The sequence below is a fragment of the Pseudonocardia sp. T1-2H genome (genome assembly GCF_038039215.1).
Classification (GTDB): domain Bacteria; phylum Actinomycetota; class Actinomycetes; order Mycobacteriales; family Pseudonocardiaceae; genus Pseudonocardia.
On the sequence record NZ_JBBPCL010000001.1, the window covers coordinates 4,241,627 to 4,264,827 of the forward strand.

The 23,201-nt window shown below is 73.1% G+C and carries 34 protein-coding genes and 1 pseudogene; 24 read left to right on the plus strand and 11 right to left on the minus strand.

What is annotated here, in order from left to right; all coding sequences use genetic code 11:
• Positions 1-29: 29 nt before the first annotated feature.
• A complete protein-coding gene (locus tag WBK50_RS20840) occupies positions 30-551 on the minus strand; it encodes a DUF1360 domain-containing protein (protein WP_341337207.1) in 522 nt (173 codons plus the stop codon).
• Positions 552-723: 172 nt separating this feature from the next.
• Between WBK50_RS20840 and WBK50_RS20845 the strand changes: the two genes are divergently transcribed.
• On the plus strand, positions 724-1,068 hold the full coding sequence (locus WBK50_RS20845) for a DUF3040 domain-containing protein (protein WP_341337208.1): 345 nt from the start codon (positions 724-726) through the stop codon (positions 1,066-1,068).
• A gap of 67 nt (positions 1,069-1,135) precedes the next feature.
• On the opposite strand, the gene WBK50_RS20850 is transcribed toward WBK50_RS20845, so the two are convergent.
• Positions 1,136-2,074: a nucleoside hydrolase gene (locus WBK50_RS20850; RefSeq protein ID WP_341337209.1), complete on the minus strand. Its 939-nt coding sequence runs from the start codon at positions 2,072-2,074 to the stop codon at positions 1,136-1,138.
• Positions 2,075-2,167: 93 nt separating this feature from the next.
• Positions 2,168-2,368 carry a hypothetical protein gene (locus WBK50_RS20855; RefSeq protein WP_341337210.1) on the minus strand — a complete coding sequence of 67 codons (201 nt, stop codon included), beginning with the start codon at positions 2,366-2,368 and terminating at the stop codon, positions 2,168-2,170.
• A 141-nt stretch (positions 2,369-2,509) separates the two neighbouring features.
• On the opposite strand from WBK50_RS20855, the gene WBK50_RS20860 reads away from it, so the two are divergent.
• The 8 genes and pseudogenes from WBK50_RS20860 to WBK50_RS35245 form a co-directional block, all read left to right on the plus strand.
• Positions 2,510-2,905, plus strand: coding sequence for a PRC-barrel domain containing protein (locus WBK50_RS20860; RefSeq protein ID WP_341337211.1), 396 nt, complete (start codon positions 2,510-2,512; stop codon positions 2,903-2,905).
• 15 nt (positions 2,906-2,920) lie between these two features.
• Entirely contained in the window at positions 2,921-3,688 is a 768-nt protein-coding gene (locus WBK50_RS20865) for a DUF2267 domain-containing protein (RefSeq protein ID WP_341337212.1), read from the plus strand.
• A gap of 14 nt (positions 3,689-3,702) precedes the next feature.
• The gene (locus WBK50_RS20870; protein ID WP_341337213.1) at positions 3,703-4,329 is read left to right on the plus strand and encodes an MBL fold metallo-hydrolase; all 627 of its coding nucleotides are present in this window, start codon (positions 3,703-3,705) and stop codon (positions 4,327-4,329) included.
• A gap of 90 nt (positions 4,330-4,419) precedes the next feature.
• Positions 4,420-4,995, plus strand: coding sequence for a DsbA family protein (locus WBK50_RS20875; RefSeq protein ID WP_341337214.1), 576 nt, complete (start codon positions 4,420-4,422; stop codon positions 4,993-4,995).
• Positions 4,996-5,040: 45 nt separating this feature from the next.
• Positions 5,041-5,238, plus strand: a complete 198-nt coding sequence (locus WBK50_RS20880) for a hypothetical protein (RefSeq protein WP_341337215.1) — start codon at positions 5,041-5,043, stop codon at positions 5,236-5,238.
• Positions 5,239-5,353: 115 nt separating this feature from the next.
• A complete protein-coding gene (locus WBK50_RS20885; protein ID WP_341337216.1) occupies positions 5,354-5,854 on the plus strand; it encodes a universal stress protein in 501 nt (166 codons plus the stop codon).
• A gap of 49 nt (positions 5,855-5,903) precedes the next feature.
• A complete protein-coding gene (gene zwf, locus WBK50_RS20890) occupies positions 5,904-7,367 on the plus strand; it encodes a glucose-6-phosphate dehydrogenase (protein WP_341337217.1) in 1,464 nt (487 codons plus the stop codon).
• A 181-nt stretch (positions 7,368-7,548) separates the two neighbouring features.
• Positions 7,549-8,355: pseudogene (locus WBK50_RS35245) on the plus strand (baeRF10 domain-containing protein); the annotation flags it as partial.
• Positions 8,356-8,439: 84 nt separating this feature from the next.
• On the opposite strand, the gene WBK50_RS20895 reads toward WBK50_RS35245, so the two are convergent.
• The gene (locus tag WBK50_RS20895) at positions 8,440-8,652 is read right to left on the minus strand and encodes a hypothetical protein (protein ID WP_341337218.1); all 213 of its coding nucleotides are present in this window, start codon (positions 8,650-8,652) and stop codon (positions 8,440-8,442) included.
• Between the two features lie 52 nt (positions 8,653-8,704).
• On the opposite strand from WBK50_RS20895, the gene WBK50_RS20900 reads away from it, so the two are divergent.
• Positions 8,705-9,286 (plus strand): thioredoxin family protein, encoded by a 582-nt coding sequence (locus tag WBK50_RS20900; RefSeq protein ID WP_341337219.1) that lies wholly within the window; start codon positions 8,705-8,707, stop codon positions 9,284-9,286.
• Positions 9,287-9,340: 54 nt separating this feature from the next.
• Here the strand turns inward: WBK50_RS20900 and WBK50_RS20905 are convergent, their stop codons facing one another.
• The gene (locus WBK50_RS20905) at positions 9,341-9,571 is read right to left on the minus strand and encodes a hypothetical protein (protein WP_341337220.1); all 231 of its coding nucleotides are present in this window, start codon (positions 9,569-9,571) and stop codon (positions 9,341-9,343) included.
• A 336-nt stretch (positions 9,572-9,907) separates the two neighbouring features.
• On the opposite strand from WBK50_RS20905, the gene WBK50_RS20910 reads away from it, so the two are divergent.
• The 7 genes from WBK50_RS20910 (at position 9,908) to WBK50_RS20940 (ending at position 14,054) form a co-directional block, all read left to right on the plus strand.
• Positions 9,908-10,495 carry an HdeD family acid-resistance protein gene (locus WBK50_RS20910; RefSeq protein ID WP_341337221.1) on the plus strand — a complete coding sequence of 196 codons (588 nt, stop codon included), beginning with the start codon at positions 9,908-9,910 and terminating at the stop codon, positions 10,493-10,495.
• Positions 10,492-11,085: a hypothetical protein gene (locus WBK50_RS20915; RefSeq protein WP_341337222.1), complete on the plus strand. Its 594-nt coding sequence runs from the start codon at positions 10,492-10,494 to the stop codon at positions 11,083-11,085. The genes WBK50_RS20910 and WBK50_RS20915 overlap by 4 nt, the downstream gene beginning before the upstream one ends.
• Before the next feature lie 160 nt (positions 11,086-11,245).
• Complete coding sequence (locus WBK50_RS20920) at positions 11,246-11,725, plus strand: Hsp20/alpha crystallin family protein (RefSeq protein ID WP_341337223.1); 480 nt, start codon at positions 11,246-11,248, stop codon at positions 11,723-11,725.
• A gap of 87 nt (positions 11,726-11,812) precedes the next feature.
• Positions 11,813-12,265, plus strand: a complete 453-nt coding sequence (locus tag WBK50_RS20925) for a DUF1931 family protein (RefSeq protein ID WP_341337224.1) — start codon at positions 11,813-11,815, stop codon at positions 12,263-12,265.
• Between the two features lie 80 nt (positions 12,266-12,345).
• Complete coding sequence (locus WBK50_RS20930; RefSeq protein WP_341337225.1) at positions 12,346-12,801, plus strand: hypothetical protein; 456 nt, start codon at positions 12,346-12,348, stop codon at positions 12,799-12,801.
• A gap of 62 nt (positions 12,802-12,863) precedes the next feature.
• Positions 12,864-13,499 (plus strand): DUF305 domain-containing protein, encoded by a 636-nt coding sequence (locus tag WBK50_RS20935; protein WP_341337226.1) that lies wholly within the window; start codon positions 12,864-12,866, stop codon positions 13,497-13,499.
• Positions 13,500-13,733: 234 nt separating this feature from the next.
• Positions 13,734-14,054: a hypothetical protein gene (locus tag WBK50_RS20940; protein ID WP_341337227.1), complete on the plus strand. Its 321-nt coding sequence runs from the start codon at positions 13,734-13,736 to the stop codon at positions 14,052-14,054.
• 102 nt (positions 14,055-14,156) lie between these two features.
• Here WBK50_RS20940 and WBK50_RS20945 read toward each other — a convergent pair whose 3' ends face one another.
• The gene (locus WBK50_RS20945) at positions 14,157-14,747 is read right to left on the minus strand and encodes a hypothetical protein (protein ID WP_341337228.1); all 591 of its coding nucleotides are present in this window, start codon (positions 14,745-14,747) and stop codon (positions 14,157-14,159) included.
• A gap of 120 nt (positions 14,748-14,867) precedes the next feature.
• Between WBK50_RS20945 and WBK50_RS20950 the strand changes: the two genes are divergently transcribed.
• Positions 14,868-15,725, plus strand: coding sequence for a patatin-like phospholipase family protein (locus WBK50_RS20950; RefSeq protein ID WP_341337229.1), 858 nt, complete (start codon positions 14,868-14,870; stop codon positions 15,723-15,725).
• Entirely contained in the window at positions 15,722-16,726 is a 1,005-nt protein-coding gene (locus tag WBK50_RS20955) for a 1-acyl-sn-glycerol-3-phosphate acyltransferase (RefSeq protein ID WP_341337230.1), read from the plus strand. Before WBK50_RS20950 ends, WBK50_RS20955 begins: the two co-directional genes overlap by 4 nt.
• Positions 16,727-16,738: 12 nt before the next feature.
• Here the strand turns inward: WBK50_RS20955 and WBK50_RS20960 are convergent, their stop codons facing one another.
• A complete protein-coding gene (locus WBK50_RS20960; RefSeq protein WP_341337231.1) occupies positions 16,739-17,053 on the minus strand; it encodes a MerR family transcriptional regulator in 315 nt (104 codons plus the stop codon).
• 418 nt (positions 17,054-17,471) lie between these two features.
• Here WBK50_RS20960 and WBK50_RS20965 point away from each other — a divergent pair, with 418 nt between their 5' ends.
• Positions 17,472-18,497, plus strand: coding sequence for an LLM class flavin-dependent oxidoreductase (locus tag WBK50_RS20965; RefSeq protein ID WP_341337232.1), 1,026 nt, complete (start codon positions 17,472-17,474; stop codon positions 18,495-18,497).
• A 174-nt stretch (positions 18,498-18,671) separates the two neighbouring features.
• Here the strand turns inward: WBK50_RS20965 and WBK50_RS20970 are convergent, their stop codons facing one another.
• Positions 18,672-19,121, minus strand: coding sequence for a hypothetical protein (locus WBK50_RS20970; protein ID WP_341337233.1), 450 nt, complete (start codon positions 19,119-19,121; stop codon positions 18,672-18,674).
• A gap of 91 nt (positions 19,122-19,212) precedes the next feature.
• On the opposite strand from WBK50_RS20970, the gene WBK50_RS20975 reads away from it, so the two are divergent.
• Positions 19,213-19,896: a helix-turn-helix transcriptional regulator gene (locus tag WBK50_RS20975; RefSeq protein WP_341337234.1), complete on the plus strand. Its 684-nt coding sequence runs from the start codon at positions 19,213-19,215 to the stop codon at positions 19,894-19,896.
• A gap of 22 nt (positions 19,897-19,918) precedes the next feature.
• On the opposite strand, the gene WBK50_RS20980 is transcribed toward WBK50_RS20975, so the two are convergent.
• Both WBK50_RS20980 and WBK50_RS20985 read right to left on the minus strand, forming a co-directional pair.
• Entirely contained in the window at positions 19,919-20,299 is a 381-nt protein-coding gene (locus tag WBK50_RS20980; protein WP_341337235.1) for a cupin domain-containing protein, read from the minus strand.
• 58 nt (positions 20,300-20,357) lie between these two features.
• Positions 20,358-21,311: a slipin family protein gene (locus WBK50_RS20985; RefSeq protein WP_341337236.1), complete on the minus strand. Its 954-nt coding sequence runs from the start codon at positions 21,309-21,311 to the stop codon at positions 20,358-20,360.
• A 104-nt stretch (positions 21,312-21,415) separates the two neighbouring features.
• Here WBK50_RS20985 and WBK50_RS20990 point away from each other — a divergent pair, with 104 nt between their 5' ends.
• Positions 21,416-21,853 (plus strand): MarR family winged helix-turn-helix transcriptional regulator, encoded by a 438-nt coding sequence (locus tag WBK50_RS20990; protein ID WP_341337237.1) that lies wholly within the window; start codon positions 21,416-21,418, stop codon positions 21,851-21,853.
• Positions 21,854-21,951: 98 nt separating this feature from the next.
• Positions 21,952-22,116, plus strand: a complete 165-nt coding sequence (locus tag WBK50_RS20995) for a hypothetical protein (protein ID WP_341337238.1) — start codon at positions 21,952-21,954, stop codon at positions 22,114-22,116.
• 37 nt (positions 22,117-22,153) lie between these two features.
• Here WBK50_RS20995 and WBK50_RS21000 read toward each other — a convergent pair whose 3' ends face one another.
• Positions 22,154-22,393, minus strand: coding sequence for a hypothetical protein (locus tag WBK50_RS21000; RefSeq protein WP_341337239.1), 240 nt, complete (start codon positions 22,391-22,393; stop codon positions 22,154-22,156).
• A gap of 196 nt (positions 22,394-22,589) precedes the next feature.
• On the opposite strand from WBK50_RS21000, the gene WBK50_RS21005 reads away from it, so the two are divergent.
• Entirely contained in the window at positions 22,590-23,171 is a 582-nt protein-coding gene (locus tag WBK50_RS21005) for an FAD:protein FMN transferase (protein WP_445942289.1), read from the plus strand.
• Positions 23,172-23,201 lie beyond the last annotated feature (30 nt).

Genomic DNA, 23,201 nt, shown 5'->3' on the forward strand with positions numbered 1-23,201 from the left:
CGCCGGCCCTGTGGCGCGGGCCGTTCGTCTCACGCCGACTGCTGGGCCCGGGCGTACGCCAGGTGCAGGAAGTCCGCTCCGGTCAGCGCGGTGAACGCGCCCATCACGAAGCGGGTGTGCCGCGGGGCGAAGACGAGCCCCACGGCGAACCCGGTGGCGATCCACAGGTCCAGGCAGAACGGGCAGGTGATCAGCTCGCCGATGCTGTGCCGCAACCCGTTCGCGGTGCGCACCTCCTCCATCACCTCCGCGGGTCCGCCCGTCCCCGAGTACTCGGTGAACGGGGCGCGCAGGGGGCTGGTCACGGCGTCCTTGGTGAGGGTGCGCGACAACTTGTGGGTGCCGGCGGCCATCAGCAGCAGGTCGCGGCCGTCGAGGCCGGACGGCAGGCGGCGTCCCGTCGCCGCGGCCAGCCCGGCAGCGCCGGCGACGAGGGCGGCGAACACCGCCATCACCAGGACGTACCCGGTCAACGGGCGCTCCTCGCCCTGGCGGTAGAGGTCCGCCTCGGCCCGGGCGCCCGCGGTCAGTTTGTGCACGGTCTCGGACATCGGAATTCCTTTCATCGGGGCCCGCGTACCCGTTCCGCCCCCTTGACCCGCCGCCGACCGGCGGCTACCCGCCCCGGCCCACTCCTGCCGCCGGGACGGGCAATCCCCCGCCCGAGGGGATGCCCGCCGTCTCGTGGGGTAGCTCAAGCGCTATCAGGAGAGGGGAAGCAGTGTGCTCAGCGGTGACGAGAGGCGCGCGCTCAGAGACATCGAGCAACGCATGGAACGTGACGACCCGGGCCTGGCCCGCCAACTGGCGCGCCTCGCTCCAGAGAAGCCGCAGGCCGAGCCCGTCAGCGCGGCCGCTGCCCCGCCGCCGTCCGGGCCGCCGCGCGGTGGCGACGGCGGCTCCGACCGGTACGCGGAGCTGCTGGGTGCCGGGGTGCTCATCCTGGTGGGCACCGTCGGCATCCTCGCCGGCGTGACGACGATGGCGCTGAGCACCTTCCTCTGGGGTGCCGCCGCCGGAACGCTCGGCGGTCTGTGGTGGGCGTCGGCCCGTCGATCACGACGCTAGGGCCGGACCGACGGCGACCCCCCGTGACGGCGGGAGCGTGCCGCTCGTCCTCCCCGGCGCGAGAGCCTCAGCCGAGGCGGCGGACTCGGTCGAGGATCTCGGTGAGCACCGCGTCGGTGTCGGCGTCCAGCGCCACGTGCACGGCCGGGCCCGCCGCCTCCGGACGGCCGTCCGGGATCGTCGCCCCGCGGGCCGGCCCGAGATCGCAAGCCACCCGGATAGGCATCGACGTCGTCCGCAAGGTCCCGGGGAGGATCGCCTCCAGCACCGCCAGCGCGTCGTGCAACGCCACCGCGTCCACGCCGTAGCGCTCCCGGAACGCCGCGCGGTAGAGCTCCAGAACTCCTGCCAGCGTGGCGCACCGGGGTCCGCTCGCGGCCAGCGCGTCGAGCCACGTCGCATCGGCCAGGCAGCGCATGGTGAGGTCCAGCGGCACCAACGTCACCGGGACCTCCGGCTGGGTGAGCACCCGGTGCGCGGCCTCGGGGTCCGCCGAGACGTTGAACTCGGCGCGGCCTCGGGTGTTGCCCGCCCCGAGTGAGCCCGCCATCGCCACGATGCGGCTGATCCGGGGCACCAGCTCGGGATGTACCGCCAGTAGCAGCGCCACGTTGGTCAGGGGCCCGATCGTCGCGATCGTCACCGGTTCGGTGGCCTCCGCCAGCACGTCGCACATCAACGCGACCGCGCTCCGCGGGTCCGCGGCGACGGGGGCCGGGAAGTCCGCGGACCGCATGCCCAGGCAGTCGACGCCGTGCCACTCCGGCGCCCACTCGTCCTGCAGGTGGACGAGCGACCTCGCCGCCCCCGCCGCGACGGGCACGTCGGTGCGTCCGGCGAGCGCGAGCACGCGCCGGGCGTTGAGGAACGTCTTCTCGATCTCGACGTTGCCGAACGGGACGGTCACCGCCCGCACGTCCGCCTCGGGACTCTGCATCGCGAGGACCAGCGCCACCGCATCGTCCACGCCCGGGTCGGTGTCGATGATCAGCGGGATGCGCGGCATCGGGTCGTGCTCTCCTTCGTCCGGTTCGCACTCCCCGGGAACTTTATGGCAGCACGGGAGACGGCCGCGGAGCGGTCGGCGGGACCGGGCGGATCAGGTCGGCAAGTCGGGCCCGGCGTCACCCCGCCATTCGCCGCTCACACCGGAGTCGGGCCCGCCTTCCTTCGGCCGCCCCTCCTTCTCGGACTCCTCGGTCTCGCCACCGTCCCCCTCGTCCCCGGCGACGGCGAGGGCGTCGACGTGGTCCTCGTGCAGCGGGGACGCCGGTTCCGGCTCGGTCGGGTCATCGGCCATGGCCGGGATTCTGCTCGCCCGGAACGCGCCGCCAACCGGCCTCCTCCGGACGGGACCCGGCCTGGCGGACCGAGCGGACCGGCCGCGGTTGGCCGTCCCATGACGGTGCGCACGCGGGCCGGCGTTCCCAGGATGTCGGGCGTGGAGCGCGACGACGTGGGACCGGGTGTGCGCGGGGAGGTGGCGGGCCTCGGACGTCCGATCGCCTACCTCGCCCTCGCCGAGGGCACTCCCGTCCTCGACCCGGACCGTCGCCGGGTCGGGGTGGTCGACCACGTGGTCGCCGACGTCGACCTCGACCTCTTTCACGGTGTCGTCGTGCACACGCACCCGCTGCCCGGAGCGCACCGCTACGCCGATCGCGACCAGATCGCCGGGCTCCACGAGCGCGCGGTGCTGCTGGCGGTCGGGGTCGACGACCTGCACGAGCCCACCGAACCCGGTCCTCCGCCCCGGGACGACCACCCCCGCGGGCCCGAGACCCCGCTCGAGGCCGGGCTGCGCCGCGCCTGGGACTGGATCACCGGCCGGCGCTGACGCAGGAGGAGCCCGATGGACCATCAGCAGTTCCTGACCATGGTCGCCCAGATCGCCGAGGTCGACCCGGACACCGCCGAGCGCGCGTCCGAGGCCGTCCTCACGGTGCTGGGACGGCACGTGACCCGCGGCGAGGCCGCCGACGTGCTGCGGCGCCTCCCTCCGGAGCTGCAGGCGTTCGCCTGGTCGCCCGGCAGCCCGGAGTCCTTCCCGCCGGAGGAGTTCCTGCGCCGGGTCGGCGAGCAGGAGGGCACCGATCCGGTCACCGCCGAGCGGCACACCCGGGCCGTGTTCATCGCGTTGCGGCAGGCCATCGGCGACGACGAGTACGCCGACGTCCGCGCCCAGCTCGGGAGGCACTACGACGCCCTGCTGGACGCGGAGACGTTCGTGCCGTCCGTCGACGCCGTGGTCCGCGCGGTCGCCGCGAAGAGCGGGCTCGACCAGGACGCCGCGCGGAGGCTGACCGAGGCGGTGCTCGAGACGCTCGCGGAACGCATCGCCCCCGGCGACTCCGACGACCTCGCGACCCGGCTGCCGGTGGCCCTGCACCCCCCGCTGCACCGCGGCCGCGACGCCGACGACCAGTCCCGCCGGATGGGACTCGAAGAGTTCGTCCAGCGCGTCGCCCGGCGGGCCGACCTGCCGCTGGGCGTCGCGGTACGCCTCACCCCTGCGGTGTTCGCCGTGCTGCGCACCATCGTCGGTGACGAGTTCTTCGACATCACCGTGCAGCTGCCGGACGACTACCGCCCGCTGCTCGGCACCGCCCGGACCGGCTGAGGAGAGGAGGGGCCGTGTTCCCACGCATCGATCGGGTGGTCACCGTCGCGACGGTCGCGGGTGACGACGGTCCGCGGGTGGAGACCACCACGTGGCTGCTCGGCGACGAGGAGCAGGTCCTCGTGGTCGACGCCGCGCACGACGCCGCGCCGATCCGCGCCGCGGTCGGCGACCGGCGGGTGGTCGGGGTCGCGTGCACGCACGCGCACCGCAACCACGCGGACCAGGCGGTGGCACTGGCCGACGCGGTCGGGGCGCCGACCATGGTGAACGAGGACGATCGGTCCCTGTGGGACGAGATCCACCCCGACCACGGACCCGACGAGGACCTCGCGCACGAGGAGGAGATCGCCGTCGCGCACGTCCAGGTCCGGGTGCTGCACACCCCGGGCCACACGCCCGGCTCGGTGTGCCTGTACGTGCCCGCACTCGACGTCGTGTTCACCGGCGACATGCTGCTCAAGGGCGGCCCGCTGCGCGTGGACCGGACGGTGAGCCGGTACCCGCCGATCGCCCGGTCGCTGCGCGAAAGGGTGCTGGGGCTCCCGCCGCAGACGCGCGTCCTGCCCGGGCACGGGGACGAGACGACGATCGGCGACGAGCGCGACCTGCCGGAACTCGTGCCGCCGCTGGAGCCCTGACGGGACCGACCTCCGAGGGCCAACGGCGGCGCGGCACCTGGGCTCGCCGGACCGGTGACCGGCGGGGCCACCACGAGCAGCATGGTCGGCATGTCTGCGAGCAGAGCCGCCGCCCCACCGGTCCGTGTCCCGCGCGGCGCCACCCCCGAGGGGGACGGCATCGTCGTCGGTGCCGGGGCGGTGGACGTCGAGGCCTACATCGACTTCGGTTGTCCCTTCTGCAAGCAGTTCGAGCTGATGGCGGGGCCGACCCTGGACCGGCTGCTCGAGGACCGGATCATCAGCTTCGTCCGCCACCCGATGGACTTCCTCGACGCGGTCTCCACCACCGAGTACTCGACGCGCGCCGCGGCGGCCTCGGGGGCGGCCTCGGACGCGGGCAAGTTCCACCAGTACGCCCGGACCCTGTTCGAGTACCAGCCGCCCGAGGGCGGGCCCGGCCTCACCGACGGGCAGCTCGTCGAACTCGGTCAGACGATCGGCATCACCGACCCCCAGTTCCCCGAGACGATCCGGCAGGGCACCTATCTGCCCTGGCCGCCGTTCGTCACCCAGCGGGCCACCGAGCGCGGCGTGGCGGGGACGCCGAGCGTCTTCGTGCGCGGCGTCGCGGTGCCGGCCCGGCCGGGTCCGATCCTGGCCGCGGTCGAGGCCGCGCTCGCCTGAGCGGCACCGAGAGGTTCCCTCGTCGATCCCCGTCGGGAGGTTCCCGTGCGACCGCACGACATGCAGGCTTTCGAGGAGGCCCGCAGCCACGCCTACCGGCTGCTCGGCGATGTCCACGACCTGCTCGACGCGGACTTCTCGCCGGGGACGGCGCCGACCGGGCTGGCCGCCGCCGCGCTCACGGAGGCGCTGCGGCACATCGACTCGGCCGAGGACGCGCTGGACCGGGCAGGGCTCGGGTGAGCCTGCGACCGTCCTGCCGGGCCGAGTCGCCGACGCCGGGTTCGCCCGTACAGGTCGACGCACCGCCGGACCGTGAACGCCACCGTTGCCCGGGAACCGGCGGAAGGAGCTGGCGATGGCATCGGGACCGGCGGTGATCGGGTTCGACGGGACCCCCGCGGCGGAGCGGGCGCTGCGCCAGGCGGGAGAACTGCTCGCCCCGCGCCCGGCGCTCGTGGTGGTCGTCGTCGAGGAGGGCGAGGCGTTCGGGACGGCGGTGGCCCCGGTGTTCGCCGCCGGGCTCCCGGTCACCGAGGTGGAGATCCGCAACGCGCTGCTGGCCGAGGAGGAGGTGGTGCAGCAGGCGAAGCGACTGGCGCAGAAGGGCGTCGTCCTCGCCCGGGAGGCGGGGCTCAAGGCCGTCGGCCTCGCCGTCGCCGACGACCTCCCGATCGCGACGACCCTGCTCCGGGTGGCCGAGGAGCAGGACGCGCCGGTGGTCGTGGTCGGGGCGCACCGGCGCGGGGCCCTCGCCGAGCTGCTCGTCGGCAGCACGACGAAGGACCTGCTCAAGCGGGCCACGATCCCCGTGCTGGTGGTCCGCGAACCGGACGACGACGAGCGCGCGAACGGCTGAGGTCCGCGTCCCCGCGCGGCACGCGTCGATCACCGAGGAAAGGTCGTGCATGCACACCGAGACGATGTCGCCCGGGTCCTCGCCCGCCCGGCCTGCCGACGACCTGGATCGGCCGGGCCCTCATGTCCTCGTCGTGCTGGGCGCGACCGGTGACCTGGCGCGACGCAAGCTGTTCCCGGCGTTGTTCCGGCTATGGCAGCTCGACCTGCTGCCCCACGAGTTCCGCATCGTCTGCTCCGGTCGAGAGGCTCCCGACACCTCGGACACGTTCGTGGCGACGATCCAGGCGGCGCTGGAGCTCCACCGGGGCACCGTGATCGATCCCGCTGGGTGGCGGGAGTTCGCCGAGCGGATCAGCTTCGTGGCGACCTCGGAGGACGGCGGCACCGAGCTCGGCCGGGCGGTGTCGGCCGCGGTCGAGGAGCTGGGCCGCGATGCCGCGTGCCTGTACTACCTGGCTGTTCCCCCGTCGGCCACGGAGTCCGTCGTGCGGATGATCGGCGGGTTCGGGGTGAACGAGTCGGCCAAGGTGGTGCTGGAGAAGCCGTTCGGCACGGACCTGGAGTCCGCCAGGAAGCTCAACGCCACGCTGCACGAGGTCTTCGACGAGCGGCAGATCTACCGGATCGATCACTTCCTCGGCAAGGAGGCCGTGCAGAACATCCTGGCCCTGCGCTTCGCCAACGGTCTGTTCGCGTCGGTGTGGAACCACCGGCACGTCTGCTACGTGCAGATCGACGTGCCGGAGGAGCTCGACATCCAGGGCCGGGCCGGGTTCATGGAGTCCACCGGGACGTTCCGGGACATGATCTCGACCCACCTGTTCCAGCTGCTCGGCTTCGTGGCGCTGGACCCACCGTCGCGGCTGGAGGCCGAATTCCTGAACCAGGAGATCACCAAGGTCTTCCGCTCGTTCCGCCCCCTCGATCCCGACCGGGTCGTCTTCGGCCAGTACGAGGGGTACCGCGACGAGGCAGGGGTGGACACGTCCTCGACCGTCGAGACGTTCGTCGCGATGGAGGTCTACGTCGACGACTGGCGCTGGATCGGGGTCCCCTTCTACCTGCGGACGGGCAAGGCGCTCGCCGAGAGCCGGCGCACGATCACGATCGGGTTCAAGCAGCCCCCGCTCAAGGTGTTCCCCGGGGACGTCGACGACGCCTGCAACGAGCTGATCCTCGAGCTCACCGACGACCCGCGGGTCTTCACCGACGTCCGGTCCAAGGTGCCCGGCCCCCGGCTCACGCTCGGTCGCGCCCGGATGCGGGTCGACCTGATCGAGGCGTTCCCCGGCGCGGAGCCGCTCGAGGCCTACGAGCGCCTGCTGCTCGACGTGATGCGCGGAGACCCGACGCTGTTCATCAGCACCGAGCAGGTCGAGTTGCTGTGGCAGCTGTGCGACCCGCTGCTGCGGGACCCGCCGAAGCCGAGGACCTATCCGCGCGGGTCGTGGGGGCCGAGCGAGGCCCTGCGCATCCCGGGCGAGAGCGGCTGGCGGTTGCCGGACTCGTAGGGAGCCGGGGAGCCCCGTCCTCGGCCTGCCGGGACGACCGGGGCCCGGCAGGTCGGCCACGCCGGGCCGATCAGCCCGCCCCGCTCCGCTGGCACCGTAGGTTCCGCCGGCAGGGAGCCGGCCACCGAGCCGTACGCGCTGACGACCATCCCCCCGGGCCGGTCAGCAGAGGAGGACCGCGATGCTGGAGGTCGAGACGGTCGATCGGATCCTGCGCCTGCACGGTGACGGGCTGCCGATACTGAGCGTGTACGTGAAGTACGACCCCGACGACCGCAGGGCCTTCCCGAGCCGGGTGGACGAGCAGCTGCACGACGTGCGGCTGCTCATCAAGGACCCTGCGCTGACCCGGGACGCCCGGTTGTCCCTGCGCACCGACGTGGAGCGCATCGCGGAGGCTGCGAAGGTGGAGCGCCTGCACCCGCAGGCGGTCGCGTTCTTCTCCTGCTCCGGACGGGACGTGTTCGAGGACGTCGAGCTGCCGCGACCGGTGCACGACCGGAACGTGACCGACGAGACGGCGTGGGTCCGACCGCTCGTGGCCGTCCTCGACGAGTACCACCGCTGCCGGGTCGTGGTGGTCGACCGCGGGATCGCCCGGTTCTTCGACCTCTACCAGGACGAGATGGCGGAGCTCGGCGCACCGATCCGGGACCGAACGCTGCGCAAGCCCGACTACGCGGCCGGGATGCGGGAGCACACCACCCACAACAAGGCCGAGCTCCTGGCGAAACGCCACTACCGCGCGGTGGCCGAGCGGCTGGACGAGCAGGCCCGGCGCCACGAGTTCGACATCGTCGCCGTCGGCGGCCACGAGCACGAGGTCGCGGAGTTCCTCGGCCACCTTTCCCGGGACGTGCGGGAGCGCGTGGCGGGGACGTTCTCCGTGCACCCCCGCGAGGACGACCTCGGGACGATCCGCGACCGCGCCGGGGAGGTGGTGGAGCGCTACGAGCGGGCGGAGGAGCGGCGGCTCGTGGCCGAGACCCTCGAGCGGCACGCGGCGGGCGGGCTCGCGGTCGTCGGGCTGCCGGACTGCCTGTGGGCCGGCGCCACCGCCGCCGTCGGGCAGCTACTCGTCCAGGAGGAGGTCGTGCAGCCGGGCGTGGTCTGCGACACGGACGGCTACCTGGCGGTCGAGGGCGAGCAGTGCCCGGTGTGCGGGCGGGCTCCGCCCCACGCCGGACGTCGTCGACGAGCTCGTCCAGGCCGTCATCGACGAGGGCGGGGGCGTCGAGCACGTCGCGGCGGACACCCCGTTGCGCGAGCACGTCACCGCCGCCACGCTCCGCTTCCCCCTGCCCGCACGCCCGGCCGGCTGACCCGCAGGAGGCTCCGTGACCGCCCCGGCCCGCGACGTGACCGCCCCTGCCCGTCTCCATATCGTCGTCGAGACGCCGGCGGATGCCAGCCTCGAGGTGCTGACCCAGGTCTTCCGGCGGCTCGGCGAGAGCCTCGCGCTGGCCGAGACGCGCTCCGGCATCGTCGGCTGCCCCCGGTGCGGCCGGCGCAACCGGGTGCCGGCCGCCGGGACGGGGGTGCCGGTGTGCGGGAGCTGCCGGCACGCGCTGCCCTGGATCGCCGCCGCGCGCGACGAAGACTTCGCGCCGGTCGCCGAGCAGGCGTCGGTGCCCGTGCTCGTGGTCGTGTGGGCGCGCTGGTGCGGGCTCAGCTGGCTGGCGCGGCCGGCCCTCGAGCGGTTGGCGCTGACCCGCCCGGGCGAGCTCAAGCTGGTGGAGGTGGACGTGGTCGCGGCGCCCCAGGAGACACAGCGGTTCGCGGTACGCGGCGTCCCGACGCTCCTGGTCCTGCGCCGCGGGGAGCTCGTCGACCACCGCTACGCCGTCGCGCCCGCCGCCGAGCTGCGGGACTGGGTGGACGCGGCACTGCCGGGCGCGCACGTCGACGGGAGGGCGTGACCGAGCAGGTTCCGCCACGCTGCTGGTCCGGTGTTCCGGCCGGTGGCCGGAGCCTCAGCCTTGGCTCGCGCCGCTCCCGTCCCGCCCGCCGCTCGCGCGCTCGTGGGCGAGCAGCAGACGGCCGGCGAACCACACGAGGGTCCGACCCGACGTGTCGACGCCCGGCATCAGGCGCAGCGACTCGTAGGCGGTCTCGACGCAGCGCACCAGGAGGAGCCGCTCCCGCTCGATGGCGGCCGCGACCTCCTCGGTCTCGGCGAAGGGGTCCTGGCGGGTCGCAGTCATGGGTATCGCCTTTGCGGAGAGTGGGTCGGGCGGGCAGGACGATCGTCGACCGCGGCGCGCCCGTCCGCACGGTTCCGGTGGGACGAAGACCGCCGCCGCGAGTCGGCCCGACGGGGCAGGATTCCGTGGCCGTCGTCCCTCCCCCGCCGGCGTCACGCGCGACGAGCCGAAGGACGGGGCGCCGGGGCCCGGTGCGTCGAAGAGCGGCGTCCGCCCGTCCCGGCGGGGCAGTCCCGGCACCCCACGTCGCCCTCCCAGGCCCAAGCCGCGGTCGCGCTCGCGGTCGCATCATCCCTGGTGTGTAGGGGCGCGTCGCGTGCCCTCGGGAGGTTCGTCATGAAGCTGAAGAACTCGGCCCCGCCGCTGATCGACGATCCGGTGACCGACCCGCTGGTGCGGGGGGTCACCGCGGCCCGGACGGTCCTCGTCGTCCGGGCCGTCCTGGCGGTGGCCTTCGGACTCGTCGCGCTGTTGTGGCCCGACCTGACGGTGCTGGCCCTGGCCATCGCGTTCGGGATCTACGCGATTCTCGAGGGCGTGGCGAGCGTGGTCGACGCGGTCCGGAACCGCGGGCGGTCACGCTGGTGGTGGGGTCTGTTGAGCGGACTCGCAGGCATCGCCGCCGGAGTGCTGGCGCTCCTCTGGCCGAGCATCACCGTGATCGTCCTCGCCGTCGTCGTGGGCATCTGGGCCCTGGTGACGGGGGCGGCCGAGATCGGAACGGCGTTCCGGTTGCGGAGGGCGGGCGGCCGCGTCTGGCTGCTCGCGCTGGCCGGCGTCCTCGCGGTGGTCGCGGGGATCCTCATCCTGCTCCAGCCGGCGATCAGCGCGATCGGGCTGACGGTGCTGCTCGGGGCGTTCGCGGTGGTCTACGGCGTGACGCTCGCGGTGCTCGCCGTGACTCTCCGCCCCGCGGTTCCGTGACGGAGCCGGGCGGTCCGGTCTCGGTCTTCCGGCTGGACCCCGAGCTGGTCGACGCCGTCGTCAGCGGCGACGCCGACCCGCAGGCCGTCGCCGCGCTCGCCGACCAGGTGGCCACCGTGCTGCCGTGGCACGCCTCTCTGCCGCCTGACATCGCCGGGCACCTGACCCGGCTCGTCCGGCACCTCGGCGGGGACGACGCCCTGCTCGGCTGGCTCGACGAGCATCCGGGCCGGCCGCGCGCGGCGGCGCGGCTCTACCGGCTGATCGGGCTCCTCGACGGGCTCAGCGGCTCGAGCGCGGTCATCACCGCGCTGCGCGAGCTGCGCGAGCGCACGCCGTACCCGCCAGGGCTCGAAGGCTACCTCGTGCCCGACACCGACTCGTCGACGCTGGGCTCCCTCGCCCAACAGATCGAGTCGCTGCTCGGCGACGGCCGCCCGGGCGAGGCCGTGGCGCTCTCGCTCGCCACGATCGACGCGCTGCGCGACGTGGCGCCGCGCGCCGTCGAGCTCGACCCGGAGCTCCAGGGTCTGGACACGCTGCTGGAGCAGGTCCGGCGTGGGATCGAGGAGGCCGGGGAGACCGGCTGAGAAGTCTCGACCCGGCGGGGTGAGCGGCCTCGCGGACGTTCGTCCCGCGGGACCGGTTCGACGACGGCGCCTGCGCTGCCATCGTGAACCGCCGGTCCGGGCACCCCGGGGCGCCGGAGACCGCACCACCGATCCGCGCTGGGAGAGCACGATGACACTGATGCGATTCGACCCGTTCCGCGAACTCGACCGCCTGGCCGAGCAGGCGCTCGCCGTCGGGGCGAGGGCGACGCGCAGCATGCCGATGGAGGCGCTGCGCCGGGGCGAGGAGTTCCTCGTGTTCCTCGACCTGCCGGGTGTCCAGCGCGACGACGTCGACGTGACGGTGGAGCGCAACGTCGTCTCGATCCGGGCCCGCCGGGTCCCGCAGCGCCAGGAGGACGACGAGGTGATCGTCGACGAGCGGCCGTACGGGGAGTTCGCCCGCCAGCTGTTCCTCGGGGAGAACCTCGACCCCAGCGGCCTGACGGCCGACATGGACAACGGCGTGCTGATCATGCGCATCCCGGTCAGCGAGGCGAGCAAGCCGCGCCGGGTGTCGCTGGGCTCGTCCGAGACCTCGCAGGAGATCGCGGGGTCGATGGAGGGGGACCGCACCTCCACCTCCACGTCCGAGAACGCCACCAAGACGAGCTCGTAGCCGGCCGTCCTCCGGGAGCCCTGCCATGACCGAGGACCCGCGCACCGGCAGCGCGGCCGACCGAGCGACGAGGGTGGAGGCGACGGCATGACCCGTCCGTCGGGGATACCGGTGTTCGAGCGCTTCTTCCGGTCGGTGGGGCGCGTCGACATCGACAAGGACGACGTGCGCCGGTACAGGCGCTTCGTCGACGACAAGATCGACGACATCGCGATCGCCGGGCGCAACTCCGCGAAGTGGAACGGGCGGGACGTGATCGCCCCTCAGGACCTGCCGATCACGAAGGGCCTGCAGGAGCGCATGCGCGACTTCGACAAGGTCGACGTGGCCGACGAGGTCCGGGAGCTGCTGCGTCAGTCGATGCGCACGCCCCCGGCGGACGTCACGTTCGCCGAGGACACCGTGGAGATGCTGCCGGAGGTGTTCGGAGGGTTGAGCGTCGCGCTGGCCCGGTCGTTCCGGGTGCTGGACCCGAACCTGTCCAACCCGGCGACCGAGCACTGGGACCGGGCCTTCGAGTTGTTCGACCTGATCTACTGACCGCCCGGGCTCGAGGGCCTCGTACCGGCCGACGTTAGGGTGGCGGCGTGGGCGCGGGTGGACGACGGAGCTGAAGGCAGGTGCTCCTGCTGTTGACCGTCGTCCTCGGTGTGGTGGTCATGCACTCGCCCGTCGCGGGCCCCGCCGCCCTGCCCGCCACCGACCCGATGTCGACCGGGCCGATGTCGCCGGAGCCCATGGCGGCCGCGCCGATGCCCCTGGACCAGGGGCCGCCCGGCGTCCTCACGAAGGGCACGGGCCTCGCCTCCGTCGTGGACCCGCACCTGTTCGGTACGCAGGACGGGTCTCCCGGCGGCCATGACTCGATGCCGGCGGGCGCGCTGCACGAGCTGATGCACCTGTGCCTGGCCGTGCTCGCCGGGCTCGTCGTGCTCGGGCTCGTGGGCCTGGCCTTCCTGCTCCACCGGCCGACCCGCTCGGCCGCCGCTCTCCTCTCAGCCCCTGTCCTCGCCCCGCCCGGGCCGCCGCCGCGGACGGCGGTTCGTCTGGCCCAACTCTGCGTGCTGCGGAACTGAGTCGACCAGCGCGATCCGCTGGCTCGATTCGCTGACGCACGTCCGCGGAGGAGTACACGCACGTGAACCGCACATCCGTCCTCGGCATGCTCGCCGCCGCCTCGACCGCCGTCGTCCTCGTCGGCTGCAGCAACTCCGAGACACCCTCCACCAGCACCGTCACCGCGACCCCGGCCACCGTGGCCGCTCCGTCCGGGAGCGGGTCGACGTCGGCCTCCTCGGTCCACGACGACGCCGACGTCGCCTTCGCGCAGGGCATGATCCCCCACGACAGCCAGGCCGTGGACATGGCGGGACTCGCCGCGGACCGGGCCGGCAACGACCGGGTGAAGCAGCTCGCGGCCGCCGTCGAGATCGCCCAGGGACCGGAGATCGAGCAGCTGCGCGGCTTCCTGGCGGCCTGGGGGCAGCCGGAAGCCCCTGCCGGGACGGACCACGCCGGCGTGGGCCACAGCAGCACGGGTGGGAGCGGGATGATGACCGACGCCCAGATGCAGCAGCTTCGGCAGGCCCGGGGCGCGGACTTCGACCGCATGTTCCTGCAGATGATGACCGCGCACCACGAGGGCGCCGTCGAGATGGCCCGGACCGAGCTCGCCGGCGGCCGGAATGCCGAGGCGAAGGCGCTCGCCCAGAAGATCATCGACGAGCAGCAGGCCGAGATCACCACGATGGCGAACCTGCTGAGCACCCTGTGATCCCGGGGCGGGGTGGTCGGTCCCGGGCCGCCCACCCCGCCCGCACGGGCTCGCGCACTCACCCGGGGTCGGCCGGATCCGCGTACCGCATGCCGCTCTACGTCAACGCCGCCTGGGGCCGACGACCGCGGAGCGTCCCACCGGCGGAGAGTGACCGCTCACAGACCGCCGGGTCGGCCGGGCACGTCATGGCACCGTGGAGTGCACGAGTTCCCCGTCTGAAAGCAGCTCCCCGTGTTCGAATCCTCGCCCGAGCGGGCGGTCGCCCGCCCGTCCCGCACGACTCCCCGCGAGACCCCCGCGGTCACCTTCGAGGAATGGCTGGTGACCCAGACCGACGCGCCCCGCCCGCGTCGCACGATCGCGCAGCTCGCCCTCGACCGTCGGCTGCACGAGGTGGACTTCGGTGCCCGCGTCGTCCGGGCGGAGTTCCGCCGCATGCTCGACGACTTCGAGGCCGCCACCCGTGGACTGCCGGTCCTCAGCACGCCGTTGCCCTTCCGGTCCGCACGCCAGGGCCGCCGCCCGGCCCTCGACCTCCCCGGGCAGGACTGACCCACCCGACGACCGTCCCGCCGCGTCCCGGGCCGCCGCCGGGCCGGGACCGCGGCGCGGGTACGCCGGTCGCCCCGCACGACCGGCACGTGGGAGGGGCGGCTACGACGGCATCGTCAGCTCGAACAGGGCCAGTTCCATCTCGTGGACCTCCGACGCCGCCTGCCCGTCGGGCACCGCACCACGTGCGGCGACGAGCGCCTCGTACCCCGTGAACGCCTCGAAGCTCTGCACGACGCCGTTCTCGCGGTCGACCATCCCCAGGATCATCGCGGCCCCGTCGAGCGCCGAGAACGCCGGCACCGCGTCGGCCAGGAAGGACGAGGCCGCCGTGTCGAGGTCCGCTGTCGGCTCAAAGCGGGTCACCCGGGCCCAGAGGTCGCCGGGACGATCGGGGCGGTGGCCGTCCATGCCGATCACCTCGAAGCGCTCGACCGTCGTCTCGCCGGAGCCGATCTCCCGCCCGGCCGAGGCCCGCCTGGCGACGACGGCCTGATGGCTCGCGTCGAGCGACGCCCGGTCGTCCCAGCACGTCAGGACGGCGGCCCGCCCCGACGATCGGTCCACACCCATGACCAGTCCGAGGCTGCCCTTCATCTTGCTCGTGAAGGGCAGGACCTCGTCCCGGACGAAGACGATCCCTGCGTCGACGCGCTCGGGGTCGCCGCGGAAGACGGTGACGCGTAACCACATGATCCGACCGCCCTCGTACGCCGGCCAGGTCGTGCCTGGCCGTGGGCTGCTCAGGGTCTCCCGACACTCTCGAAGTGGCAACACGCGGTTCGCCCACCGGCCGGCTGGCAGCATGAGGTCGTGGGCACCACCGGCGGTACGGCGATCGTCCTGGGCGGGGGCGGCGTGCTCGGCGCCGTCCAGGCGGGCATGCTCCGCGCACTGCTCGAGTTCGGTGTGCGCCCGGACCTGGTCGTGGGCACCTCGGTCGGAGCACTCAACGGAGCGGTACTCGCGGCGCTGCCCCCGGACGAGGTGGCCGACCGGCTCGAGGCGCTGTGGCTCTCCCCCGAGGCGGAGAGCCTGTTCGCGGCGGGGACGGTACGACGCCTGCGAACTCTCGCGCACAGCGGCGTGGCCGCCCACTCCCCCGAACCGCTGAGGCGGGCGGCGAGCACGGTTCTGGGCGGACGGCGGATCGAGGACCTCCCCGTGCGCTTCACCTGTTGCGCCGCGAGCATCGAGGACGCCGCGGAGCACTGGTTCGAACACGGCCCGGCCGTCGACGCCGTGCTCGCCTCGGCCGCGGTACCGGGCCTGCTCCCACCTGCGCTCGTCGACGGGCGCCACTACCTCGACGGCGGCCTGGTCAACAGCATCCCCTTGGGCCGCGCGGTGGAACTGGGCGCCGAGCGGGTATTCGTCCTGCACGTCGGCCGTGTCGATCAGCCGCTGCGACCGCCGAGGCGGCCTTGGGAGGTGGGGCTCGTGGCCTTCGAGATCGCCCGTCGACACCGCTACGCGCGCGATCTCGCCGCCGTGCCCGAGGGCGTCGAGGTGCACGTACTACCGGCAGGGGAGGGCGGCGCGCCACGGTGGGACAGCCGCGCCGCCCTGCGCTACCGCGCCGCGGCCGCCTCCGCCGGTCGGATCGACGCCGCCTACCGGGCGTCGAAGGACTATCTGCGGTCCTGTCTCGGGGCCGGAGGCCGCCGGTGAGACTGCCCCCACGCTGGGTGCGGCGGCTGGTCCTCGCTCCTGCCGTGGTCGTCGCGACCGTCGCGGTGCTGACGACCTTGCCGCTGTGGCTCCTGGTCGCCGGGGCGCTGTCGCCGTTCCTCCCCGGCCGGTTCCGCGCGGTACGCGTGCTGTGGGTCGCGGTCGTCGCACTGGTCATGGAGAGCGTCGTGCTCTGTGCACTGCTCGGGCTCTGGCTCGCCGCCGGGTTCGGCCTCGCACTGCGCACCCCGCTGCTGCAGTACCTGCACTACCGGCTCGTGGGCTGGTACCTCCGCACGCTCTACCGGGAAGCGGCCCGGGTGCTCCGGCTACGGGTCGAGATCGAGGGACCGGACCCCGACGAGTACCTCGACCGGCCCCTTCTCGTGTTCTGCCGGCACGCCGGACCCGGGGACTCCTTCCTGCTCGTCCACGCATTGGTGAACTGGTACGCGCGAGAACCGCGGATCGTCCTGACCGAGCGGCTGCAGTGGGACCCGGCGCTCGACGTGATGCTCAACCGGCTGCCCAACCGGTTCCTCCCCGCCGGCGGCGGCGCGCGACTCGAACGCCGGATCTCCGAACTGGCGACCGCGCTGGATCACAACGACGCCTTCGTGATCTTCCCCGAAGGCGGGAACTTCACCGAACGCCGGCGAACCGCCGGCATCGCCCGGCTGCGGGCGCGCGGACTGGAGCGCATGGCCCGCCGCTCGGAGGCGATGCGCCACGTCCTGCCGCCACGCCCCGGCGGTGTCACCGCCGCACTGGCGGCCGCCCCCGACGCCGACATCGTGTGGGTCGCCCACGCCGGCCTGGACCACCTCTTCACCGTGGCCGACATCTGGCGCGCGCTCCCCCTCGACTCCACCGTGCACATGCGGTGGTGGCGGGTGCCGGCCTCCGACGTGCCTCGCGGCGAGGACGGCCAGGTGGAGTGGCTCTATCGATGGTGGGAACGGATCGACCAGTGGGTGGACACCCACGGACAGCCGTCCTGAGGATCGATAAAGCTAGGCGCGCCGCGACGCGTCGTTGCCGCGCCGCGCCTCCTCGAGCTGGCCCTCCAGCACGACGATGCGGCAGGCGGCGTTCAGGGCCACGCCCTCGTCGAGCAGTTCGCGGACCCGAGCGGCGAGCCGGAGCTCGTGGCGGGTGTAGCGGCGGTGCCCGCCGGAGGAACGCTGCGGGGCGAGCAGTTTCGCCTCGTCCAGGCTGCGCAGGAACCCGGGGGTGGTGCCGAGCATCTCGGCCGCCCGCCCCATCGTGTAGGCGGGGTAGTGCTCGTCGTCGAACTTGTCGGCCGCGGTCGGCGGGCCTTGATCCATGGAGCCTCCACGAACGAGGGGCCCGGTGCAACGTGCACCGGGCCCCAAGGGTTGACATTCACACCATCAACCGACGCTGACGTCGGTCTTCTCGATCCGCCGGACAATGTCCCGCGGCTGTCGCATCCACGCAGTAACTGAAGATCACCTTCCGTTCCGACGAGATTGCGGTGCCCGCCCGGCCTCGACGACCGTCACGAGCGATCGGACAGTGTGGGTTCCCTCCTCCTCGGTCGAGCTCTCTCCACGAACGTCGAGATGTTGTTCGTGACAGGGAGAAGGCTACCGCCGATGATCTGCGAATGTCTAGCCCAGCCGGGACAGATTTTCGAGGCTGGAACGGGGAAGTCGCTGCGGGCCGATGCCCCCCGGGTCCGGCATCGAGGATGATGACGGAACCTGATCGAAGGAGCACCGCGTGCCCGTGCCGTCCGAACCGTTGGCGAAGCTCGGCTTCCTCACCATCGGCTCGTTCGACGGCGACGATCCCGGACCCGGCCACGAGACGACGCTGCAGGTCATCGAGCTGGGCGAGCGGCTCGGCTTCGACAGCGCCTGGGTCCGCCACCGGCACCTGCAGTACGGCATCTCCTCCCCCGTCGCGGTGCTGGCAGCCGCCACCCAGCGCACCCGGCGGATCGAGCTCGGTACGGCGGTGATCCCGCTCGGCTGGGAGAACCCGCTTCGCCTCGCCGAGGACCTCGCCACGGTCGACGTCCTGTCCGGCGGGCGGCTCAACCCCGGCGTCAGCGTGGGTCCCCCCATGCGCTTCGCCGACGTCCGGGAGGCGCTGTACCCCGACACCGCCGACGCCGAGGACTTCAGCCACGAGCGCGTCTCCCGGCTGCTCCGGCTGGTCGGCGGCGAGCCGGCGAGCAGATTCCGGGGAACCGTAGGGATCGAGGAGTTCTCCGACCGGGTGGAGCCCCACTCGCCGGGGCTGCGCAACCGGATGTGGTACGGCGCCGCCAGCCTCGGCTCGGCCCGCCGCACCGGCGAGCACGGCATGAACCTCCTGACCAGCAGCGTGGTCAAGGCCGAGGGACCGGGAACCTTCGCGGAGATCCAGGCATCCCACATCGCGGCGTTCCGGGCGGCCCACCCCGACGGCGCGGACGCCCGGGTCTCGCAGGGGCTGGTCGTCATCCCCACCGACAGCGCCACCGCGGCCCAGCGGGCGAGGTACCGGGCCTACGCCGAAGCCCGCACCCCGCGGACGGCGGAACCCCAGGGACCACAGCGGCTGTTGTTCGCCCGAGACATCGTGGGCTCCTCCGCGCAGATCGCGGAGGAGCTCTACGCGCACGCCGGGTTCCAGCAGGTGCGCGAGGTCGTGTTCGCCTTGCCCTTCAGCTTCGCCCCCGACGACTACCTGCAGATCCTCACCGACCTCGCGACCCACCTGGGCCCGGCCCTGGGATGGAAGCCGTCGGCCGCGACGTGAACGGTGCGGAGCACCCCTGACGAGGCCCCTCACGGAGGAGCACGGCCGTGGGGTCTCCGGCTGCGGGCAGATAGCCGATGTGGGCGGCGCGTTCGGCGCCCGGGAGGTCGATGCCCTTGGCGGGCGGGACCACCCGCAACGGCGGGGGCGCGGAGGTGGCCGGGGCGGTCGAGGTCACGGGGTACGCGTCCGGGGGCCACGGTGGTCGAACGCGACGGCCAGGCGGGCGAGGGCGAGCGCGCCGACGAACAGCCCGAAGTCGCGCAGGGCGACGTCGAAGAAGTCGCCGAGGAGCAACAGGTCGACGATGATCCCGGCCAACCAGAGCGCGACGACGTAGCCACCGACCCGCGGCAGCACCGCGACCAGCAGCCCGGCGAGGATCTCCACGACCCCGACCGCGAGCATCGCCTGGTGCGCGGACCCGGGAAGGAGCGCGTCGACCTGCGGGGCCAGGTAGCGCTCCCAGCCGGTGAGCAGCCCGAAGAACTTGTCCAGCCCGAAGACCACCGGCGCCACGGTGAACACGGTTCGCAGCAGCAGGAACGCCTGCCGGGCCGCCGGGACGGAGCTGATGCGGGGGTTGCCGAGAGCCGGAGCGGGTGGGTCGCGGTGAGTGGTCATGGTCTCTCCCGGTTCTAAAGGACGATAGCGTGGACGCTAGAACCTCGACCCTCTTTAGTCAATGAAACTGTCCGTTAGAAGGTGCAGATCGATGGACGACTTCGTCTCGCAGGTCAACGGCGTCGGCGCGCTCGCCGAACCGGCCCGGCGCGCGCTGTATCTCTACGTGGCCGGGCAGTCGGAGCCGGTGAGCCGGGACCGCGCCGCCGAGGGCGTCGACCTGCCTCGGCACACCGCCAAGTTCCACCTCGACAAGCTGGTCGAGGAGGGACTGCTCGACACGGAGTTCCGGCGCCTGTCGGGGCGACGCGGCCCTGGCGCGGGGCGTCCGACGAAGCTCTACCGGCGCTCCACGCGGCAGGTGACGGTGACACTCCCGGAACGGCACTACGACCTGGCGGGCCAGATCCTCGCCGACGGCGTCGACACCGCCGCCGGCGAGGGCACGCCGGTCCTGGACGCCGTTCGCCGGGCGGCGGCCGCCGCGGGGCGCCGCCTCGCGCAGTCCCGGCGCACGGGGGCCTCCGCCGCGGCGACGCCCGACGACGCCCTGACGACCCTGGCCGCCCTCGGATACGAACCTCGCCCGCAGGGGGACACCACGGTGCTGGCGAACTGCCCGTTCCACGCGCTGGCCCGCGAGCACACCGCACTCGTGTGCGGCATGAACCTGCAGCTCATCGAGGCGATGCTCGACGAGCTCGGCAACCCTCGGGTGCAGGCCCGGCTCGACCCGGCCCCCGGGCGGTGCTGCGTGACGCTGACCCGCGAGTGACGACCACGCTCTCCGTGGCCGGTCAGATCCGGCGCACCCCGCCCGCCCCGCGGATCTGCATCCCCGGCCTGCGCCCGTGCACGGTGAGGTAGGTGAGACCGTCGGTACCGGTGGTGAAGCCGCGGGTCGAGCCGCGCGGCAGCCACACCACCGCGCCCGGGAGGAGCGGCCGCGCGCCGCCCTCGGTGTCCATCGTCGCGCTGCCGGCGACGACCACCATGAGGACGTCGAGATCGGGTTCGGCATGCGCCTCGATGACCGTGCCAGCAGGCAGGTTCAGGACGTTGGCGTCCAGCTGCCGTCCGGGCTCGGCGAGCCGCCACACCACCCCCGCCGGAACGGCCGTGTTGTCGGCGATGGTGGGCTGCATGTCGTGCAGCACGCGTGGGACGTTCTGGGTCACCGTCCTACGCATACCAGGCCTCGGACCTCTGCCCGTCGGCGTGGGCCGGGTTCACGCGTCACGAGCCGTTCTTCGCCGGGGCGGCCGGCCCCGAGCGGAGCTGCGCGATCGTCTCCGCGATCTGGCCGGCGGCCCTGACGACGTCCGCCGCCGCGGTCTCCCCCACCGGCCGACCCTCCGGCACGCCATCGGGCCTCACGGGAACGAGGGCGTTCCCGTCGGCGTTCGAGGCCGCGCCGCCAGGGGCACCGCCCGGGGGTGTGGCCCGTTCGAGAAAGCGGAGCAGCTCGACGGGGAAGGGCAGCACGAGGGTCGAGTTCTTCTCGGCCGCGACCTCGACGACCGTCTGCAGCAGCCGCAGCTGCAGCGCGGCCGGATGCGCGGCCATCACCTCGGCCGCCTCGGCCAGCTGCTTGGAGGCCTGCAGCTCCCCCTCGGCGGTGATCACCCGGGACCGTCGCTCGCGCTCGGCCTCGGCCTGCCGCGACATCGACCGTTTCATCGACTCGGGCAGCACGACGTCCTTGATCTCGACGCGGTCGATGTGCACCCCCCAACCGACGGCCGGATTGTCGAGCATCAGCTCGAGTCCCTGGTTGAGGCGTTCGCGGTTGGACAGCAGGTCGTCGAGCTCGCTCTTGCCGATGATCGACCGCAGCGACGCCTGGGCGACCTGCAGGATCGCGGACCCGTAGTCCTGGACGTCGACCGCGACGCGGATCGGGTCGACGACGCGGTAGTAGACGACGGCGTCGACGCGCACGGTGACGTTGTCGGACGTGATGCCGTCCTGGGCGGGGATCGGCAGCGTGACGATCTGCAGGTTGACCTTCTGCATCCGGTCCGCGATCGGCACGAGCACGGCGAAGCCGGGACCGCGGGTCTGCGGCTGGACCCGCCCGAACCGGAACACCACGCCCCGTTCGAACTGCTGGACGACCCGCATGCTCGTCGCCGCGCCGACGAGCAGGCAGAGGACTCCACTGGCGATGAGGACCCAGAGAACGAACATCACGCCTCCTGGCGTCTATGATGTCGGCTTTGTATCGTAACGCGATAGAAGTCGTCCGGGAAGCCCCGCAGCCCCCCAGGCCCGGCACATGGTCTGATGACGGCGTGACGGTGCAGGACAACGGCTCGCCGATATCGAGACCGCTGACGAAGCAGGACTTCGAGGCCCTGGCACGGTTCCGCTTCGGCATCCGCCGGTATCTCCGGTTCAGCGAGGAGACGGTTCGCGGCCACGGGCTGACCCCTCAGCAGTACCAGCTCCTGCTGGCCCTGAAGGGCTTTCCCGGCCGCGAGTGGGCGACCGTCGGGGAGCTGGCCGAGCGGTTGCAGCTGCGCCACCACAGCACCGTCGAACTGGTCAACCGGGCCCAGGGTCAGGAGCTGGTGGACAGGGCCGCGCATCCGGACGACGCCCGCGTCGTCCGGGTGGTTCTGACCCCCCAGGGCGAACAGGTGCTCGGGGAGCGCAGTGCACTGCACCGCGACGAGCTCAGCCGGATGCGCACCGTCCTCGCTCCGCCGTTGTGGCAGGAGCCCGGATAGCGTCACCGGGCCGGCGGTTCGGCGGCAGGCACCCCTGGCCTCGCGGCGTCCCTGCCGCCTTTTCGACGCCGGATCCGCGCACAGCCCGGGCGGCCGTCGTGGCCGGGGTACTCGTCGCCGCCGTCGTGTTCGTCGTGACCCTGTTGTGGGCGACGCTCACCGGGAACGCCGAGCCGGAAACGGTCGGCGCCGAATGGCTGTCCCGAGCGCCGGCTCGATTCGGTCGCGCCATGCTGCAGATCGTCGGCGCCCCGCGAGGCTGATGCGCAGCTCGTCGCGAACGTTCCCGTGGACGGGGGGTCAGCCCTGCGCGGGAGGACGGTAGCTGGTCGAGATGCGCTGGATCCGCTCGAGCATGTCGTTGCTCGGGAAGCCGGACTCGGCGGCCTTGTCGATCAGCACCTGCACGTAGTCGGGGACCATCTCGACCGGGATCGACTCCTCGATGAGGTCGAGCTGCTCCCTGCTCGGATAGGGGTCCGCACGGACCTTTTCCAGAAGGAACTGCACGAACGACGACCTGGGCTCGTCTGACGTCATTGCCGCGCTCCCGTCGGTGGTCGTTTCGGCCGGCCCCGACGGTGGAGTACCCGGCAGGGCGACGAACTACGCGGGCCGAGGGAAAGGAATGGTTCGGCCCCCGTCCGACCCCGGATGCGGCTTTCGTCGGTGATCGTGACCGACATTCCGGTATTCCACGAGATGGCCGGGGACGCCGCCCTCGTCATGCCCACCGGTGACCCCGCCGGATACGTCGCCGCGGTTCGCGCCCTCGACGCTCCCGAGGAGTGGGCCTGCCGCTCGGCCGCCGCGGCCGCCCGGGGCCGGCGCGCGACTCTTACCTTCTCGCCGCGGCGGTCGGCTCGACCCCTCCGGCGTCGTGAAGGGCTGGGCCGCCGACCGGGCCGCCGCCCACCTCGCGCAGCTGCCGGACACCGACTTCTGCCTCTCCGCCGGCGGCGACCTGACCTGCCGCACCCTCAACCCCGACGACCCGCCCTGGCGGATCGGCATCGAGGACCCGCACGACCCGCGCCGCCTCGTCGCCGTGGTCCCCGTCCACACCGGCGCCGTCGCCACTTCCGGCACCGCCCGGCGCGGCGCCCACGTCCTCGACGCACGCACCGGGCGGGCCCCGTCCGGGATCGCCTCCGTCACCGTCATCGGCACGTCACTGACCGACGTCGACATCGACGCCACCGCCGCCTTCGCCCGCGGCCCCGACGCCGCTCGCTGGCTCGACGTCCGCGGCCGGACCGCGCTCATCGTCCGCACCGACGGATCCACCGTGCTCCTCTCCCACACCGGCGACGGCTGACCGTGCCGGGCGAGCCGGCGCCTCCACGAC